We start from the raw sequence: 15,108 nt of genomic DNA, 5'->3' as shown, positions 1-15,108 counted from the left end.
CAGGGAGACTCCGATGAAGATCGCCTTTCAAATGGACCCGATCGGGGACGTGAATATCAATGCCGACAGCAGCTTTCGGCTGGCTGAAGAAGCGCAGGCGCGCGGGCATGAACTGTTTTTCTACACGCCCGACCACTTAGCTTACCAAGAGGGTCGGATCACGGCGCGGGGGTATGACTTCACCGTAAAGCGCGTGCAGGGGGATCACGCCCAATTCGGGGAGGAACGAGAGGTCGATTTGGCAGATTTCGACGTGGTGTGGTTGCGCCAAGACCCGCCGTTCGACATGCATTACATCACGTCTACCCATTTGCTGGACCGGCTGAAAGAAACCACCTTGGTGGTCAACGATCCCTTTTGGGTGCGCAATTACCCTGAGAAACTCATGGTTCTCGATTTTCCAGATTTGACGCCGCCCACGACGATTGCGCGCGACCTCTCTACGATCAAGGCGTTCAAGGCCAAACATGGCGATGTTATTCTTAAACCGCTCTACGGCAATGGCGGCGCTGGTGTGTTTCGGCTTGACGCCAATGACCGCAATCTCACCTCACTGCATGAGTTGTTCACGGGGTTCTCGCGAGAGCCGTTGATCGTTCAAAAATTCTTGCCTGCCGTGTCAAAGGGCGACAAGAGGGTTATCCTTGTGGATGGTGAAGCCGTGGGCGCGATCAACCGCGTTCCGGCAGAAGGTGAAACACGGTCGAATATGCATGTGGGTGGGCGGCCCGAAAAGGTCGGTCTGACCGAGCGCGATCTTGAAATCTGCGCGGCCATTGGCCCATTGCTGAAAGAGAAAGGTCAGATTTTCGTCGGCATTGATGTGATCGGTGACTATCTGACTGAAATCAACGTGACCTCGCCTACCGGCATACAGGAATTGGAACGGTTTGATGGCGTGAACATCGCTGGCAAAATCTGGGAGGCAATCGAGGCCCGTCGCGGGTGAGCCTGCGTCAGCACCTCTTGAACCGCTGCCTCCGCCTGACGGAAAAACCGCTTTTGGCGTGGGGAAACCCGCAGCTTTTGAGGGCTACGATGGAGATGCAAGCGCGGCTCTTTTTCAGAGGGCCGCGCGGTGTGCGCTCAGATTGGTGTGATTTGCCAGGGGCGGGGGCTGCGCTTTGGCTTACGCCCAAGCACCATTCGAAAGCCCGCGTTATTCTTTACATCCATGGCGGCGGCTTTGTCTTTGGCAGTCCTGAGACCCACCGCGCTATGGTCGCGCGGTTGGCCCTATTGACCGGTGCGCGGGCGGTTTTGCCGCGTTATAACCGGGTGCCGGAGGCGGCGTTCCCTAAACCGGCGCAAGACGTTCGGGCCGCTTGGGACGCGCTGCGACAGATGGGCATCTCAGCACAGGATATCGTGATAGGCGGCGATAGCGCCGGAGGCGCCTTAGTCTTTGACCTATTGGCGCAGCTATGTCGTGAAGGGGCGGCATTGCCTGCAGGTGTGTTTGGGTTGTCGCCGCTGTTGGATATGACCTTTTCCGGTAGCAGTTTCGTTGAAAACACCAAATGCGATGTGCTTTTGCCCGCGGCACGCGCGGCTGAGATGGCGGATCTATATCTTCAAGGTCAGAGCGCGAGACATCCGCGCGCAAGCCCAATGTTCGCTGATTTTGAAGGTGCCCCGCCAATCTGGCTTACTGTGAGCGACAGCGAAATCCTCCGTGATGATAGCCGCCGCTTCGCCGCGCGGTTGCGCGATGCGGGCGTGGCCGTCACTTTTGAGGAAGCCCATGATCTGCCGCATGTTTGGCCGCTTTTCCAGAACCACCTGCCCGAAGCGCGGGCGACCCTTGGCGCCCTTGCCAACTGGATCAACGCCCTGCCGCCGGGTCAGGCAGGCGAAAGCTGATCGCTTCGGCCATATGCGGGCGGCGCACTTCGGCTGCGCCGTCCAAATCGGCGATGGTGCGCGCCACGCGCATAACCCGGTGATAGCCACGCGCAGAAAGACGAAAGCGTTCTGCCGCGCGGAGCAGCAGGTCGCGCGCCTCTGCGTCCGGGCTGACGACAGTTTCAAGCAGCTCACCCGCCGCATCCGCATTGGCCGACATCCCGTCGTGCCCTGCATAGCGTGTCAGCTGTACTGTTCGGGCAGCGGCGACCCTCGCGGCCACCTCGGCAGAGCCTTCGCTGCTGGGGGGCAGGTTGAGATCGGTATAGCTGACCGGAGGCACATCAACGCGCAGATCGAAACGGTCCATCAGCGGGCCGGAGATGCGACCCATGTAGTCTTCTCCGCAGGCCGGAACGCGGGCGCAGGCGCGGGCTGGATCAGGTAAATAGCCGCATTTGCACGGGTTTGCCGCAGCGACCAGCATAAAGCGGCAGGGGTATTTCACATGGGCATTCGCGCGCGCGATCATCACCTCGCCGGTCTCAATCGGCTGGCGCAGGGTTTCTAGGACTGTGCGGTTGAACTCAGGAAATTCATCCATGAAAAGCACGCCATTATGCGCAAGGGATGCTTCTCCGGGCCGCGCTTGGCGTCCGCCGCCGATGATCGCGGCCATGGAAGCCGTGTGATGCGGCTCGCGAAAGGGGCGGCTGCGGGAAATGCCGCCTTCGTCGAGCAGCCCGGCGAGGGAGTGGATCATCGAGGTCTCAAGCGCCTCGGTCGCGGTGAGCGGCGGCAGGATGCCGGGCAGCCGGGCGGCCAGCATGGATTTGCCTGAGCCGGGCGTGCCGACCAACATCAGGTGATGCCTGCCCGCTGCCGCGATTTCCAAGGCGCGTTTGGCGCGTTCTTGGCCTTTGACTTCGCGCAGATCGCGGCCCGCTGCGTTGAGTGGCACCTCGCCCGGCTCTGCCGGATTGATTGGTACTTGGCCTGTATAGTGGCGCACCACATCGCCTAAGGTGGCGGCGGCAATGACCTGCGTTTTGCCGACCCAAGCGGCCTCTGCCCCCGAGCCCGCGGGGCAAAGAAGGCTGCGGTCGTGGGTGGCGGCGGCCATGGCGGCGGGCAGGGCGCCGACCACCGGCATGAGCGTTCCATCGAGTGAAAGCTCCCCTAAGGCCACGACATTTTGCGTGATGTCCTCTGGCAGGATGTCGAGCGCCGACAGAAGTGCCAGTGCGATGGGCAGATCGAAATGGCTGCCTTCTTTTGGCAGGTCCGCCGGGGAAAGGTTTACGGTGATGCGTTTCGACGGCAGCGCAATGGCCATGGCGCTAAGGGCCGTGCGCACCCGGTCGCGTGCTTCGGACACGGCCTTGTCCGCCAGTCCGACGATGGAAAAGCCGGGCAAGCCTGCCGTGACCGCGCATTGCACCTCGACAATACGCGCCTCGACCCCCTGAAATGCGACCGTATAGGCCCGCGATATCATTGCCCATTCTCCCACCTTGCTATGGTTAATCGGTAGGCAAGGCGGGTTTAGGAATGGTTAACGTTGCCCTAGTTGGCCGGCCAATCGCGCTTGGGCAGGCCCAGCTCATAGGGGAAGGGATCATAGATCGTCTCAAGCCCTGTGGCGCGCCATGCCTTGAAGGCCGGATCATTGATGGTGGCCTCGCAATAGGCCCGCGCCTCGGTTGAAACAGGCAAGTCATAGCCAACAATTCGTGCAGCGACCGGTGCATAGAAAACATCGGCGAGGGAATAGGCCCCAAAAAGCCACGGCCCCGCACTGCGCGGCTGGCTGCGGGCATGACGCCACAGCTCTTCGATGCGTTCTAAATCTTTTCGGGTTTCAGCATCTGGATCGAACCCGTCCCACATATGCTGCAACTGCATTGGGCAGGCGCCGCGCAGCGCGCCGAAGCCGGAAGCCATCGCGGCGCATAACCAGCGGGCGGTTGCGCGGGCGGCAGGATCGGTGGGCCAGAGCCCGACCTCGGGGTGCCGTTCGGCCAATGTTTCTGCCATGGCGAGGCTTTCGCCCACCACTGTACCATCAGGCAGGCGCAGTGCCGGTACCAGCCGCGCCGGGGCGAGATGCGCAAGGTCTTCGGCCATGGTGCCGTTGTAGAGCCCCACGAGATGCGCACGGTAAGGCAGGTCGAATTTCTCTAGCATTAACCAGCCCCGGAGGGACCAGCTGGAGAAGGTACGATCGCCGATATAAAGATCATATGTCATAGGAGAAATTAGGCAGAAGAGGGCAGCCAAGCAAAGCCCTTTATGTGGCAGAGGGTGCTAGGGCGTGCGATTAATTTCGTTGATCTGCCAAGTGCCGCTTTCATGCGCCAAATGCGTAACTGATAGATTGTCGATCTTATAGGCCATTGCCTCCAACGGGCCGCTGCCTTGGGCCTGTTGGACTTGTGTCAGGATCACCCCGAAATGCGCCACGGCGATTACATGCGCTTGCGGGTGCGCTTCGTTGATCCGCGCCACCACCCTATCGACCCGCGCTTTGGTCTGGTTCCAACTTTCGCCGCCGGGCGCCACCACATCGCCGGGCGTTTCCCAATAGGCACGGCTAAGGTCTGGGTCGCGGGCGGCAACGTCGGAAAAATGCATCCCGTCCCATGCGCCGAAGTGCAATTCGCGCAAGTTAGGATCGTGGGGCAGGCGGCGGCGGGTTGGCAGGGCCAGAGCATCAGCAGTATGCACCGCGCGGATCAGATCAGAGGAGATCAGAAGCGCGTCATCAGGCAGGTGTAAGTTCAGCCGTGCCAAACGCGGCGCATCGGAGAGGTCGGCAGGCACATCGCGCCAGCCGACGAAGTTCTTTTCATGTGTGGGCCCATGGCGCACCCAATGCCATGTCGTCATGGCATTTCGCCTTTCAGCAGTTGCGGCAGGCCGACAACAACCTGCACCACGGTTTCCGCCTCGGCGGCCAGAGCGATGTTAAGCCGTCCCTGCGCCTCGCGGAATTGGCGCGCCATAGCGTTGTCGGGCACGATGCCCTGACCGACTTCGTTTGACACAATAATCCATTGCGCCGCACAGCCGCGCAGGGCGTCCAAAAGCGCCGCCTGCGCCTCGGCTAAATCGCTACCTTCCATCAAATGATTGCTCAGCCACATGGTCGCGCAATCGATCAGCACGATTTCGCCAGCGGGCAATTTTGCCAGAGGCTCGGATAGGTCAAGGGGGCATTCGACGGTGCGCCAGCCCGCATCGCGTCTCGCTTGATGTTTGTTCACACGTTCTTGAACTTCATCGTCCCAGATCCGCCCGGTGGCAAGGTAAGTCTTTGGCATCCCAGTGGAATTTACGAGTGTTTCCGCCCATTCCGACTTGCCTGAGGCCGCCCCGCCTAGGGCAAAGGTATTTCTTGGCAACATCTTCTCACCAAATATTTGAACCAAATGGCATAGCTCTGCGTATCTCTCTCAACGGCGCATAACAAGCCAAGCCACGCTCCTAGGGGGATATCCAGTATGTCATTGCAGACCGCACGCGAATTTTCACTCACCCGTACCGCTATGAAGGCTGAGTTGCTCGACGCCGACACCGAATTGAAACTGGCCTATGCGTGGCGAGATCAGCGAGACGAGGCAGCGCTGCACCGTTTGATCACCGCCTACATGCGTCTGGCGATTTCCATGGCCGGCAAGTTCAAGCGCTACGGCGCACCGATGAACGATCTGATCCAAGAGGCCGGTCTGGGCCTCATGAAAGCCGCCGATAAGTTTGACCCGGATCGTGGGGTACGGTTCTCGACCTATGCGGTTTGGTGGATCAAAGCGAGCATTCAGGACCATGTAATGCGCAACTGGTCGATGGTGCGTACCGGCTCGACCTCTTCGCAGAAATCTCTGTTTTTCAACATGCGCCGGGTGCAGGCCCGTCTGGAGCGCGAAGCCTCTGCAGTGGGTGAGACACTCGACAAGCACCAGCTACGCCAGATGATCTCGACCGAGATTGGTGTGCCGCTGCATGATGTTGAAATGATGGAGGGCCGTCTTTCCGGCTCTGATTATTCGCTTAACGCCACACAGTCCGCCGAAGACGAAGGCCGTGAGTGGATCGAAGCGCTGGCCGATGAAAGTGCGCAGGCCGCCGAGCGGGTGGAGGAGCAGCACGACACCGCTCAGCTGCGCAATTGGCTGCTGACGGCGATGCAGGGGCTTTCGGATCGTGAGCAGTTCATCGTTCGCGAACGCAAACTGCGTGATCCGTCGCGCACATTGGAAAGCCTTGGCGATGAGCTGAGCCTCAGCAAAGAGCGGGTCCGCCAGCTTGAGGCCGCAGCCTTCGGCAAGATGCGCAAGTCGCTCGAGATGCAATCGCGTGAGGTCTTTGCTTTCTTGGCCTAACCATCGGCACCAATACCCGCTGGGGCTGGCAGATTTCTGCGGCCCGGATTAAGGTCTCCCGAATGCAATCGGGGGGCCTTTATGCTGTCGGGCAAACATATTCTGCTGATCATCGGGGGCGGTATCGCCGCCTATAAATCCCTCGATCTGATCCGCCGCCTGCGAGAGCGCGGCGCGCGCGTGACCCCGGTGCTAACCCGCGCGGGCGAGGAGTTTGTGACCCCGCTTTCCGTATCCGCGCTGACCGGCGTGAAGGTGTTTCGCGATCTCTTTGACCTCGGAGATGAAGCTGAGATGGGTCATATCCAACTGAGCCGCGCCGCCGATCTGCTGGTCGTGGCCCCGGCCACTGCCGATCTGATGGCGAAGATGGCGCAGGGGGCAGCGAATGATCTGGCTTCCACGCTGCTTCTCGCCACCGACACGCCCGTTCTGCTTGCGCCTGCGATGAATGTACGCATGTGGCAGCACCCCGCGACACAGCGCAACATCGCCACGCTGCGCGGCGACGGCATTGTGATGGTCGGCCCCAACGACGGCGACATGGCCTGCGGTGAATTCGGACCGGGGCGCATGGCCGAACCGCTCGAGATTGTCGCCGCCGTTGAGGCGCAGCTTGGTGATGGGCCGCTTAAGGGCAAACGCATTCTGGTGACCTCTGGTCCGACCCATGAACCGATTGACCCGGTGCGCTACATCGCCAACCGCTCTTCCGGCGCGCAGGGCACAGCAATTGCACGGGCGCTGGCGGCGATGGGGGCCGAGGTGGTCTTTGTCACCGGGCCCGCCGACGTGCCTCCGCCGGACGGGGTCGAAGTGGTGGCAGTCCAGACCGCCAAGGAAATGCTGGCGGCGGTCGGGCAAGCGTTGCCTGCCGACGCCGGTGTCTTTGCGGCGGCAGTGGCCGATTGGCATGTTGAAGGGGCCGGGGACCGCAAGCTGAAGAAATCCAAGGACGGATTGCCGACACTGTCCTTCGCTGAAAATCCCGATATCCTCAAAACCATCAGTCAACGCAGCGAGGGCCGTCCCAGACTTGTGGTCGGCTTCGCCGCTGAGACCAACGACGTTCTGGCCCATGCTACCGCCAAACGCGCGCGCAAGGGCTGCGACTGGATCGTGGCCAATGATGTCTCTCCCGCCACTGGAATCATGGGCGGCAGCGAGAATGCAGTGACCCTGATCACCGAAGACGCCACCGAAGATTGGCCGCGCATGAGCAAAGACGCCGTGGCCACCCGGCTTGCGGCCCGCATCGCTGCCGCGCTGGCCTGAGGAGGCACAATGACCACAATCAAACTCCGCTGGGCCGAGAGCGCAGACCAAACCTTGCCGCTGCCCGCCTATGAAAGCGCGGGTGCCGCGGGGGCCGACCTGCGTGCCAATCTACCCGAGGGCGCGGTCACGCTAGCGCCCGGTGCGCGGGCGCTGATCTCCACCGGCTTGCATATGGCGATCCCGCATGGGTTTGAGGTACAGGTTCGCCCCCGCTCTGGGCTAGCGCTGAAACATGGGCTCACGCTGATCAACAGCCCCGGCACCATCGACAGCGATTATCGCGGCGTGGTGGGGGTGATCCTCGGCAATACGGGGCAAGAGGCGTTTACGGTAGAACACGGCATGCGCATCGCGCAGATGGTCGTGGCGCCCGTGGTACAGGCGGGGTTTGATCTGGTCGGTAACCTTGATGACACGTCGCGCGGGACTGGCGGTTTTGGCTCTACGGGGGCGATCTGATGCTGGCGGTTTTGATTATTGCTGCAGCGCTCTGGTTCGGCGGTGGGTTTCTCGGTCTGCCGCGCGGGCTGCGGGCGGGGCTGATTGCGGTGATGTATCTTGCACTTGTGGGGCTGCATCTTGTCTTTCCGGGAGATCATCCGCTGCGCCTTGCCACCGGCGGTAGCGCTGCCCCTTGGTTGCTTCTGGGGGGCTTTACGGTGCTGGTCGTGCTTTACCGGCAGGGGCTGAAAACCCTGCGCGCGCGGGCCACGCCCCGCGACGAGACCACGGCATCGGGCAGTTTCTCGGACAGTGAACTCAACCGCTACGCCCGCCACATCGTGCTGCGCGAAGTTGGCGGGGCCGGACAGAAGGCGCTTAAAAATGCCAAGGTGCTGGTTGTCGGTGCGGGCGGACTTGGTGCACCTGCGCTGCAATATCTTGCGGCGGCGGGGGTTGGCACCATCGGGGTGATCGATGATGACGAAGTGGAAAACGCCAACCTGCAACGGCAGGTGATCCACAAGGACGCGGCCATCGGCACGCCCAAAGTCTTCTCGGCTCAGGCCGAGATGCTGGCCCAAAACCCCCATATCACCGTGCGCCCCTATCACCGCCGCTTGACGGACGACATCGCCGCCGAACTGGTGGCCGGATATGACCTCGTCCTCGACGGCACTGACAATTTCGACACCCGCTACCGCGTCAACGCCGCTTGTGTCGCGGCAGGCGTGCCGTTGATCTCAGGCGCGCTGAGCCAATGGGAAGGACAGCTTAGCGTCTTTGATCCGGCGCGCGGCGCGCCCTGCTATCGCTGTATCTTCCCCGAAGCGCCGGCGGCGGGCCTTGCGCCATCCTGCGCCGAGGCAGGTGTCATCGGTCCGCTGCCGGGCGTGATCGGCACGATGATGGCATTAGAGGCGGTCAAGTTGATCGCCGGCGCGGGCAGCGTGCTGCGCGGTCAGATGATGATCTATGATGGGCTTTATAGTGAGAGCCGTCAGATCAAGATTACCCGGCGCGAGGGCTGCGAAACCTGCGGCGGGTGATTGCAAGTCTTCCTGCCGGGCCCCATCTTGGGGCAAAGGAGACTTTCATGACAAATCCGCTGCTCGCCGAGTGGGACACGCCCTTTGGCATCGCCCCCTTCGACCGTATTTCCGACGACGGTTTCGCCCCCGCCCTGCAAGAGGCGCTGGCCGCCCACCGCGCCGAGATCGACGCCATTGCCAGCAACTCCGACGCGCCCACCTTCGCCAATACGGTTGAGGCGCTAGAGGCCTCGGGCCAAGCGCTCGACAAGGTTTTGAGTGTGTTCTTCACCGTCGCAGGGGCCGATAGCAATCCGGCGCGCGAGGCTTTGCAGCGCGACTTCTCGCCCGAACTGGCAGCGCATCAATCTGCAATCTCCGGCAATGAGGCGCTGTTCGCGCGGATCGCGGCGGTCTGGGAGGCGCGAGACGCGCTGGACCTGACCGAAGAACAGGCGCGGGTCTTGATGCTGTCCCACCGTGGCTTTGTCCGCGCCGGTGCGGCACTGGCAGGCGGTGCGGCCAAACGGATGAAAGAGATTAAGGCACGACTTGCGGTATTGGGCACGCAGTTCACCCAGAACCTGCTGGCCGATGAGCGCGCATGGTTCATGCCGCTGGAGGAGGGCGACCTCACCGGCCTGCCGGACTTTGTGATCGACACCGCCCGCGCGGCGGGGGCGGAAAAGGGCGCAGACGGCCCGGTGGTGACGCTTTCGCGCTCGCTGATTGTGCCTTTCCTGCAGTTCTCTGACCGGCGTGATCTGCGCGAGAAGGCGTTTCGCGCATGGGAGGCGCGCGGGGCCAATGGGGGCGAGACCGACAACCGCGCCATTGCGGCTGAGACCTTGGCGCTGCGCGAAGAACGCGCGGCCTTGCTTGGCTATGACAGCTTCGCGGCCTATAAGCTGGAAACGGAAATGGCCAAGACCCCAGCGGCAGTGCGCGATCTGCTGATGTCGGTCTGGAAACCCGCCAAGGCGCAGGCAGACGCCGATGCGCAGGTCTTGACCGCGCTGATGCAAGACGACGGTGTGAACGGGCTGCTGAAGCCGTGGGACTGGCGCTACTACGCTGAAAAACGCCGCGCGGCGGAGCATGATCTCGATGAGGCGGCGCTGAAGCCCTATTTCCAGCTCGACCGGATGATCGATGCATCCTTCGACTGCGCCAACCGGCTCTTCGGTCTTGAGTTTGCACCGCTCGACGTGCCGCTCTACCACCCCGATTGCCGGGCGTGGGAGGTGACGCGCGAGGGCAAGCATGTGGCGGTTTTCATCGGAGACTATTTCGCGCGCGGCTCGAAACGCTCAGGCGCTTGGTGCTCGGCGATGCGGGCGCAGGCAAAGTTCCCGCAGGCGCAGGCCCCGGTGGTCATTAACGTCTGCAACTTCGCCAAAGGCGATCCGGCGCTTTTGTCCTATGACGACGCGCGGACGTTGTTTCACGAGTTCGGCCACGCGCTGCACCAGATGTTGTCGGACGTGACCTATGAAAGCGTCAGCGGTACCTCGGTCGCGCGCGACTTCGTGGAGCTGCCAAGCCAGCTTTACGAGCATTGGCTGGACCAGCCTGAAGTGCTGGAGAAATTCGCCACCCACGCCCGCACGGGCGAGGCGATGCCGCGTGAGATGTTGGAAAAGGTACTGGCCGCCGCGACATTCGACATGGGGTTCCAGACGGTGGAATATATCGCCTCGGCGCTGGTCGATCTGGAGTTTCACGACGGCGCGGCTCCGGCTGATCCGATGGCGCGACAGGCTGAGGTGCTCAGCAGCATCGGCATGCCTCAGGCGATCCGGATGCGCCACGCCACGCCGCAGTTCGCGCATGTCTTCGCCGGGGACGGCTATTCCAGCGCGTACTACAGCTACATGTGGTCTGAGGTGATGGACGCCGACGCTTTCGCCGCTTTCGAGGAAGCGGGCGGCGCCTTCGATGCCGAGCGGGCTGAGGCGTTGGAAACCCACATCCTCTCGACCGGCGGCAGCCGCGATCCGGCGGAGCTTTACACAGCGTTCCGGGGGCGTTTGCCGGGGGTCGAAGCGCTGCTCAAAGGGCGTGGGCTGGCCGCCTAGTGCGAAAACCGGGGCCGGGGGTCAGTACCCCCGGTCGCGATCCACGACATGCAGCAGAGGCTCATCAGCCTCGCTGCGGCGAATGTTCTCGGCAATCACCTCCGAGGCCGTGTCATTGCGTGTCGCGGCGGCAATATGCGGGGTCACGGTAACATGCGGATGCGCCCAATAGGGGTGATCCTCGGGGAGCGGCTCTACCCGGAAGACATCAAGCGTCGCATGGGCGATCTGGCCGCTATCAAGCGCTGCAAGCAGGGCGTCATCGTCAATCAGCGGCCCACGACCGGGGTTGATGATGAAAGCCCCCTTGGGCATCTGCGCCAGTGTCTCTGCGTTCAGCACGTCGTGGGTGGCGGGGGTGTCGGGCATCAGCAGCACGGCGATCTCGGCGCCCTTTAGTGCCTCGGTCAAACCATCCTCACCATGCAGGCAACGCACGCCTTCGATTGACTTTGCGCTTCGCGACCAGCCGCTGACGTCAAAGCCAAGCCCAACCAGCGCCTTGGCCACCGCCTGCCCAAGGGCACCAAGCCCAAGGATCGCCACACTGCGTTCGCGGGCGAGCGGTTGATCACGCGGCTCCCACTTGGCATCTTGGCGGGTGATGTCGATATCCAGCCCCAGATGATAGCGCAGCACATGGCCCGTGACCCATTCCACCATGCCATGTGTCAGGCCGAAATCGACCATGCGGGTCAGGGGGATCTTGAGCGTCTCATTGCCGGTGATGTTCTCCACCCCGGCCCAGAGGTTTAGCACCGCTTTGGCGCGGGTGTAGGGGGTGAAATCCTGTAGGTCGCTGTTCGGCGCATAGACGATGTAGTCGACATCTACTGGTGGAAACTCTGTGTCGAGTTTGAATTCCCGCCCCGCCAGCGCCTTCGATAGCGCCTTGTTCAGCGGCTTTTCATAGCCAGTCCAACGTTCGGCTTTGGCAGCGAAAAGAATATTGATCGTCATAAATTACCTCGGTCTATGAACATGCGCCGATTGAACAAAGCCGAAGGCCAAAAGCAGCACCAACATGGCCGAGCCACCGTAGCTGACCATTGGCAGCGGCACACCCACCACCGGGGCCAGCCCCATGACCATCGACATGTTCACAGCGAAAAAGAGAAAGAAGTTGAGCGCGATACCCAAAGTCAGCAGGCTGGAGAAACGATCCTTATTCTTCACCGCCGACACCACACAGAACAGGATGATCAGCGCATAAAGGCACAAGAGCGATAGGCCGCCAACAAAGCCGAATTCTTCGGCCAGCGTGGTAAAGATGAAGTCGGTGTGTTTCTCGGGCAAGAAGTTCAGCCGCGACTGCGTGCCCTGCATATAACCGCGCCCCGACCATCCCCCCGAGCCGAGCGCGATCTTGGATTGAGTGATGTGATAGCCTGCGCCCAAGGGATCCTGACTGGGGTCAAGGAAAGTATCAATGCGTCGGTACTGGTAATCCTTGAGCAACTGCCACGGCGTGCCGCGCGATTGGAAAACCGCAGTAACCAGCCCGATGGCAGCGGCGATGACGGCAGCAAAATAGGCCCAATGCACCCCGGCAAGGAACATCAGCCCGCCCCCCGCCGTAAGCAGCAGGATCGACGTGCCCAGATCGGGCTGTTTCAACACCAACGCGGTTGGCACGACGATGATCAAGATCGGCAACAGCACCCAGAATGGGCGCGAGACCTTTTTAACCGGCAGCCAGTCGTAATAGGCGGCCAGAAACACCACCAGCGTGATCTTCATCAACTCCGACGGTTGCAGCCGCATGAAGCCGATGTCGATCCAGCGCTGCGCGCCCATGCCGACCGACCCGAATAATTCCACCGCGACCAACAGCACCAGCGTCGCCCCATAGGCCACGCCCGATAGGTTGCGCCAGAGCCAGATCGGCACCATCGCCACGGTGAACATGATTGCCATGCCAATGCCAAACCGCTTCATCTGCGGCTCGGCCCAAGGGTTGAAAGAACCGCCCGCGACTGAGTAGAGCATCAAAAAACCAACGCCCGCGACACTGGCCAACAGGATCGCAAGCGGCCAGTTCATAAACAGTATTTTGCGCAGGCCAGTGGGGACGGATTTGACCGTATGTTCGAGATAGCTCATGCCTGATCGTCCCCCTCCGCGCTGGCGGCGGTTTCGGGGGCGGTATTGCGCAGTTCTTCTTGTTGGGTGGCAATGCGGCCCCGGTCAGACTTGGGGTAAGCTTCCAACGGCGGTTCCCCCCCGGCCATCGCCTGCAACATCACATCGCGGGCGATTGGCGCGGCAGCGGTCGAGCCGCCTCCGCCGTGTTCCACCAATACGCAGGCCGCGTACTTCGGCTTGTCGAAAGGGGCAAAACAGACAAAAAGCGCATGGTCGCGCCGTTCCCACGGCAGATCAGCGTTGCTGGTCACCCCACGCGCGCGTTCGGCAGCGGTGATGTTACGGACCTGACTGGTGCCCGTCTTGCCGGCCATACGCATCGTCTCGTCAATGATGCGGCTGCGATAGCCGGTGCCGCGCCGATCGTTGACAACGTCGTACATCGCCTTGCGCAACTGGCGCAGGTTGTTTTCGTTCAGGCCCATCGGCTCGCCCGCACCGCTGGGCTGCTCCACCCCATCGATGGATTTAATCAACCGTGGCGTCACCACGCGCCCAGTGGCGATCCGGGCGCTCATCACGGCCAGTTGCAGCGGGGAGGAGAGGGTGAAACCCTGCCCGATAGAGGCGTTGACCGTATCGCCCACGACCCATTCCTCACCTCGGGCCGAGCGTTTCCACTGTTTGGTCGGGGCGAGCCCGCCCGCAACCGAAGACAGTGCCAGATCATGTTTGATCCCAAGGCCAAAGCGGTTCGACATGGCGGTAATCTTCTCAATCCCCACCTTTACGGCGAGGTCGTAATAATACACGTCGCAAGATTGTTTGAGAGAATCTTGAAGGTTAACCCATCCGTGGCCCGCGCGCTTCCAGCAGTGGAACCGCCGCCCCGCGACTTCCAGATGGCCGGGGCAATATACCGTCTCTTCGGGGCTGACGATGCCCTCTTCGATAGCGGCGAGTGCGACGATCATCTTGAAGGTTGAGCCAGGCGGGTAGGTGCCCTGCACCGGCTTGTTCACCAAGGGTCGGTATTTGGAATTCAACAGCGGATTATAATCCGCCGAGGAGATGCCCCCGATAAAGAGGTTTGGATCATAGCTGGGTGAAGAGGCCAATGCGGCCAGATCGCCATTCTCGCAGTCAATTATGACCACGGCGGCGCTTTCGTCTCCCAGACGGGCCTGCACATAGCGTTGCAGATTGGCGTCGACGGTCAATTGCAGATCCGCCCCGGCCTGACCTTCGCGCCGCTCAAGTTCGCGCATCACCCGACCGGTGGCGTTCACCTCGACATGTTTGGTGCCAGCAGAGCCGCGCAGCAGGCTTTCGGCGCGGGCCTCAACGTTGATCTTGCCGATTTGGAAACGGGGAATGCGCAGCACCTGATCAGGGTCTTCCAGCGCATCGAGATCGGCTTGGCTTACCCGGCCCACGCGGCCCACCACATGCGCAAAATCTGCGCCGCGCGGGTAGACGCGGGTTAGACCCACTTCAGGTGTCACGCCCGGCAGGGCGGGGGCGTTGACGCTGACCTTGCTCACGACCTCCCAACTGACGTCATCGACGATGGTGACCGGCAAGAACGGGGCAGAGCGGGCCATCTCGGCCATTGCGCGCGCGCGGGTTTCCTCGTCAATCTCAATGACCTGCGCCAAACGCTCCATCACCGCGTCGACGTCGCCCGCATCTTCGCGCACCATGACGATCCGGTAAGAGGGCACGTTGTCGGCCAGCTGCACGCCGTTGCGGTCGAAAATTTCGCCACGGGACGGCGGGATCAGCCGGATGTTGATCCGGTTCTCTTCGGCCAGCAGGCGAAATTGATCGGCTTGATCGACTTGCAAATAGCGCATCCGCGCGGCCAGACCGCCCATGAACAGCAGTTGCGCCCCGCCCAAAAGGGCGGCACGGCGGGTCAGGCGCATGTGGTTGGCATCGTTGTCGGCGCGGCTACGTCTCATCTTA

At 61.8% G+C, this 15,108-nt stretch carries 14 protein-coding genes; 7 read left to right on the top strand and 7 right to left on the bottom strand.

Annotation, left to right across the window (positions count from 1 at the left end):
• Positions 1–13: 13 nt before the first annotated feature.
• Entirely contained in the window at positions 14–949 is a 936-nt protein-coding gene (gene gshB, locus DSM14862_RS14340; protein WP_007117995.1) for a glutathione synthase, read from the top strand.
• Positions 946–1,863 carry an alpha/beta hydrolase gene (locus DSM14862_RS14335; RefSeq protein WP_040700276.1) on the top strand — a complete coding sequence of 306 codons (918 nt, stop codon included), beginning with the start codon at positions 946–948 and terminating at the stop codon, positions 1,861–1,863. The genes gshB and DSM14862_RS14335 overlap by 4 nt, the downstream gene beginning before the upstream one ends.
• Here DSM14862_RS14335 and DSM14862_RS14330 read toward each other — a convergent pair.
• The 4 genes from DSM14862_RS14330 to cobU all read right to left on the bottom strand — a co-directional run bounded on the left by DSM14862_RS14330 (position 1,826) and on the right by cobU (position 5,252).
• Positions 1,826–3,343: a YifB family Mg chelatase-like AAA ATPase gene (locus tag DSM14862_RS14330; protein WP_007117993.1), complete on the bottom strand. Its 1,518-nt coding sequence runs from the start codon at positions 3,341–3,343 to the stop codon at positions 1,826–1,828. The genes DSM14862_RS14335 and DSM14862_RS14330 overlap by 38 nt on opposite strands.
• Before the next feature lie 68 nt (positions 3,344–3,411).
• Entirely contained in the window at positions 3,412–4,032 is a 621-nt protein-coding gene (locus DSM14862_RS14325) for a glutathione S-transferase (RefSeq protein WP_243254280.1), read from the bottom strand.
• A 120-nt stretch (positions 4,033–4,152) separates the two neighbouring features.
• A complete protein-coding gene (locus DSM14862_RS14320; protein WP_007117991.1) occupies positions 4,153–4,734 on the bottom strand; it encodes a histidine phosphatase family protein in 582 nt (193 codons plus the stop codon).
• Complete coding sequence (cobU, locus tag DSM14862_RS14315; RefSeq protein WP_040700274.1) at positions 4,731–5,252, bottom strand: bifunctional adenosylcobinamide kinase/adenosylcobinamide-phosphate guanylyltransferase; 522 nt, start codon at positions 5,250–5,252, stop codon at positions 4,731–4,733. Before cobU ends, DSM14862_RS14320 begins: the two co-directional genes overlap by 4 nt.
• 96 nt (positions 5,253–5,348) lie before the next feature.
• Here cobU and DSM14862_RS14310 point away from each other — a divergent pair, with 96 nt between their 5' ends.
• The 5 genes from DSM14862_RS14310 (at position 5,349) to DSM14862_RS14290 (ending at position 11,055) form a co-directional block, all read left to right on the top strand.
• On the top strand, positions 5,349–6,227 hold the full coding sequence (locus DSM14862_RS14310) for an RNA polymerase factor sigma-32 (RefSeq protein WP_007117989.1): 879 nt from the start codon (positions 5,349–5,351) through the stop codon (positions 6,225–6,227).
• 81 nt (positions 6,228–6,308) lie between these two features.
• A complete protein-coding gene (gene coaBC, locus DSM14862_RS14305) occupies positions 6,309–7,502 on the top strand; it encodes a bifunctional phosphopantothenoylcysteine decarboxylase/phosphopantothenate--cysteine ligase CoaBC (protein WP_007117988.1) in 1,194 nt (397 codons plus the stop codon).
• 9 nt (positions 7,503–7,511) lie between these two features.
• Entirely contained in the window at positions 7,512–7,964 is a 453-nt protein-coding gene (gene dut, locus DSM14862_RS14300) for a dUTP diphosphatase (protein WP_007117987.1), read from the top strand.
• On the top strand, positions 7,964–8,995 hold the full coding sequence (locus DSM14862_RS14295) for a HesA/MoeB/ThiF family protein (protein ID WP_007117986.1): 1,032 nt from the start codon (positions 7,964–7,966) through the stop codon (positions 8,993–8,995). The genes dut and DSM14862_RS14295 overlap by 1 nt, the downstream gene beginning before the upstream one ends.
• A 47-nt stretch (positions 8,996–9,042) precedes the next feature.
• Entirely contained in the window at positions 9,043–11,055 is a 2,013-nt protein-coding gene (locus tag DSM14862_RS14290; protein WP_007117985.1) for a M3 family metallopeptidase, read from the top strand.
• A 21-nt stretch (positions 11,056–11,076) separates the two neighbouring features.
• Here the strand turns inward: DSM14862_RS14290 and DSM14862_RS14285 are convergent, their stop codons facing one another.
• The 3 genes from DSM14862_RS14285 to mrdA are packed head-to-tail and all read right to left on the bottom strand — an operon-like array spanning position 11,077 to position 15,104.
• Entirely contained in the window at positions 11,077–12,015 is a 939-nt protein-coding gene (locus DSM14862_RS14285; RefSeq protein ID WP_007117984.1) for a 2-hydroxyacid dehydrogenase, read from the bottom strand.
• A 3-nt stretch (positions 12,016–12,018) separates the two neighbouring features.
• Positions 12,019–13,158: a rod shape-determining protein RodA gene (gene rodA, locus DSM14862_RS14280; RefSeq protein ID WP_007117983.1), complete on the bottom strand. Its 1,140-nt coding sequence runs from the start codon at positions 13,156–13,158 to the stop codon at positions 12,019–12,021.
• The gene (mrdA, locus tag DSM14862_RS14275) at positions 13,155–15,104 is read right to left on the bottom strand and encodes a penicillin-binding protein 2 (protein WP_040700271.1); all 1,950 of its coding nucleotides are present in this window, start codon (positions 15,102–15,104) and stop codon (positions 13,155–13,157) included. Before mrdA ends, rodA begins: the two co-directional genes overlap by 4 nt.
• Between the last annotated feature and the right edge of the window lie 4 nt (positions 15,105–15,108).

The organism is Sulfitobacter indolifex (assembly GCF_022788655.1).
Lineage (GTDB): Bacteria > Pseudomonadota > Alphaproteobacteria > Rhodobacterales > Rhodobacteraceae > Sulfitobacter > Sulfitobacter indolifex.
Note: the sequence above shows the minus strand (reverse complement) of the source record. Positions and strands in the feature narration are given on the sequence as shown.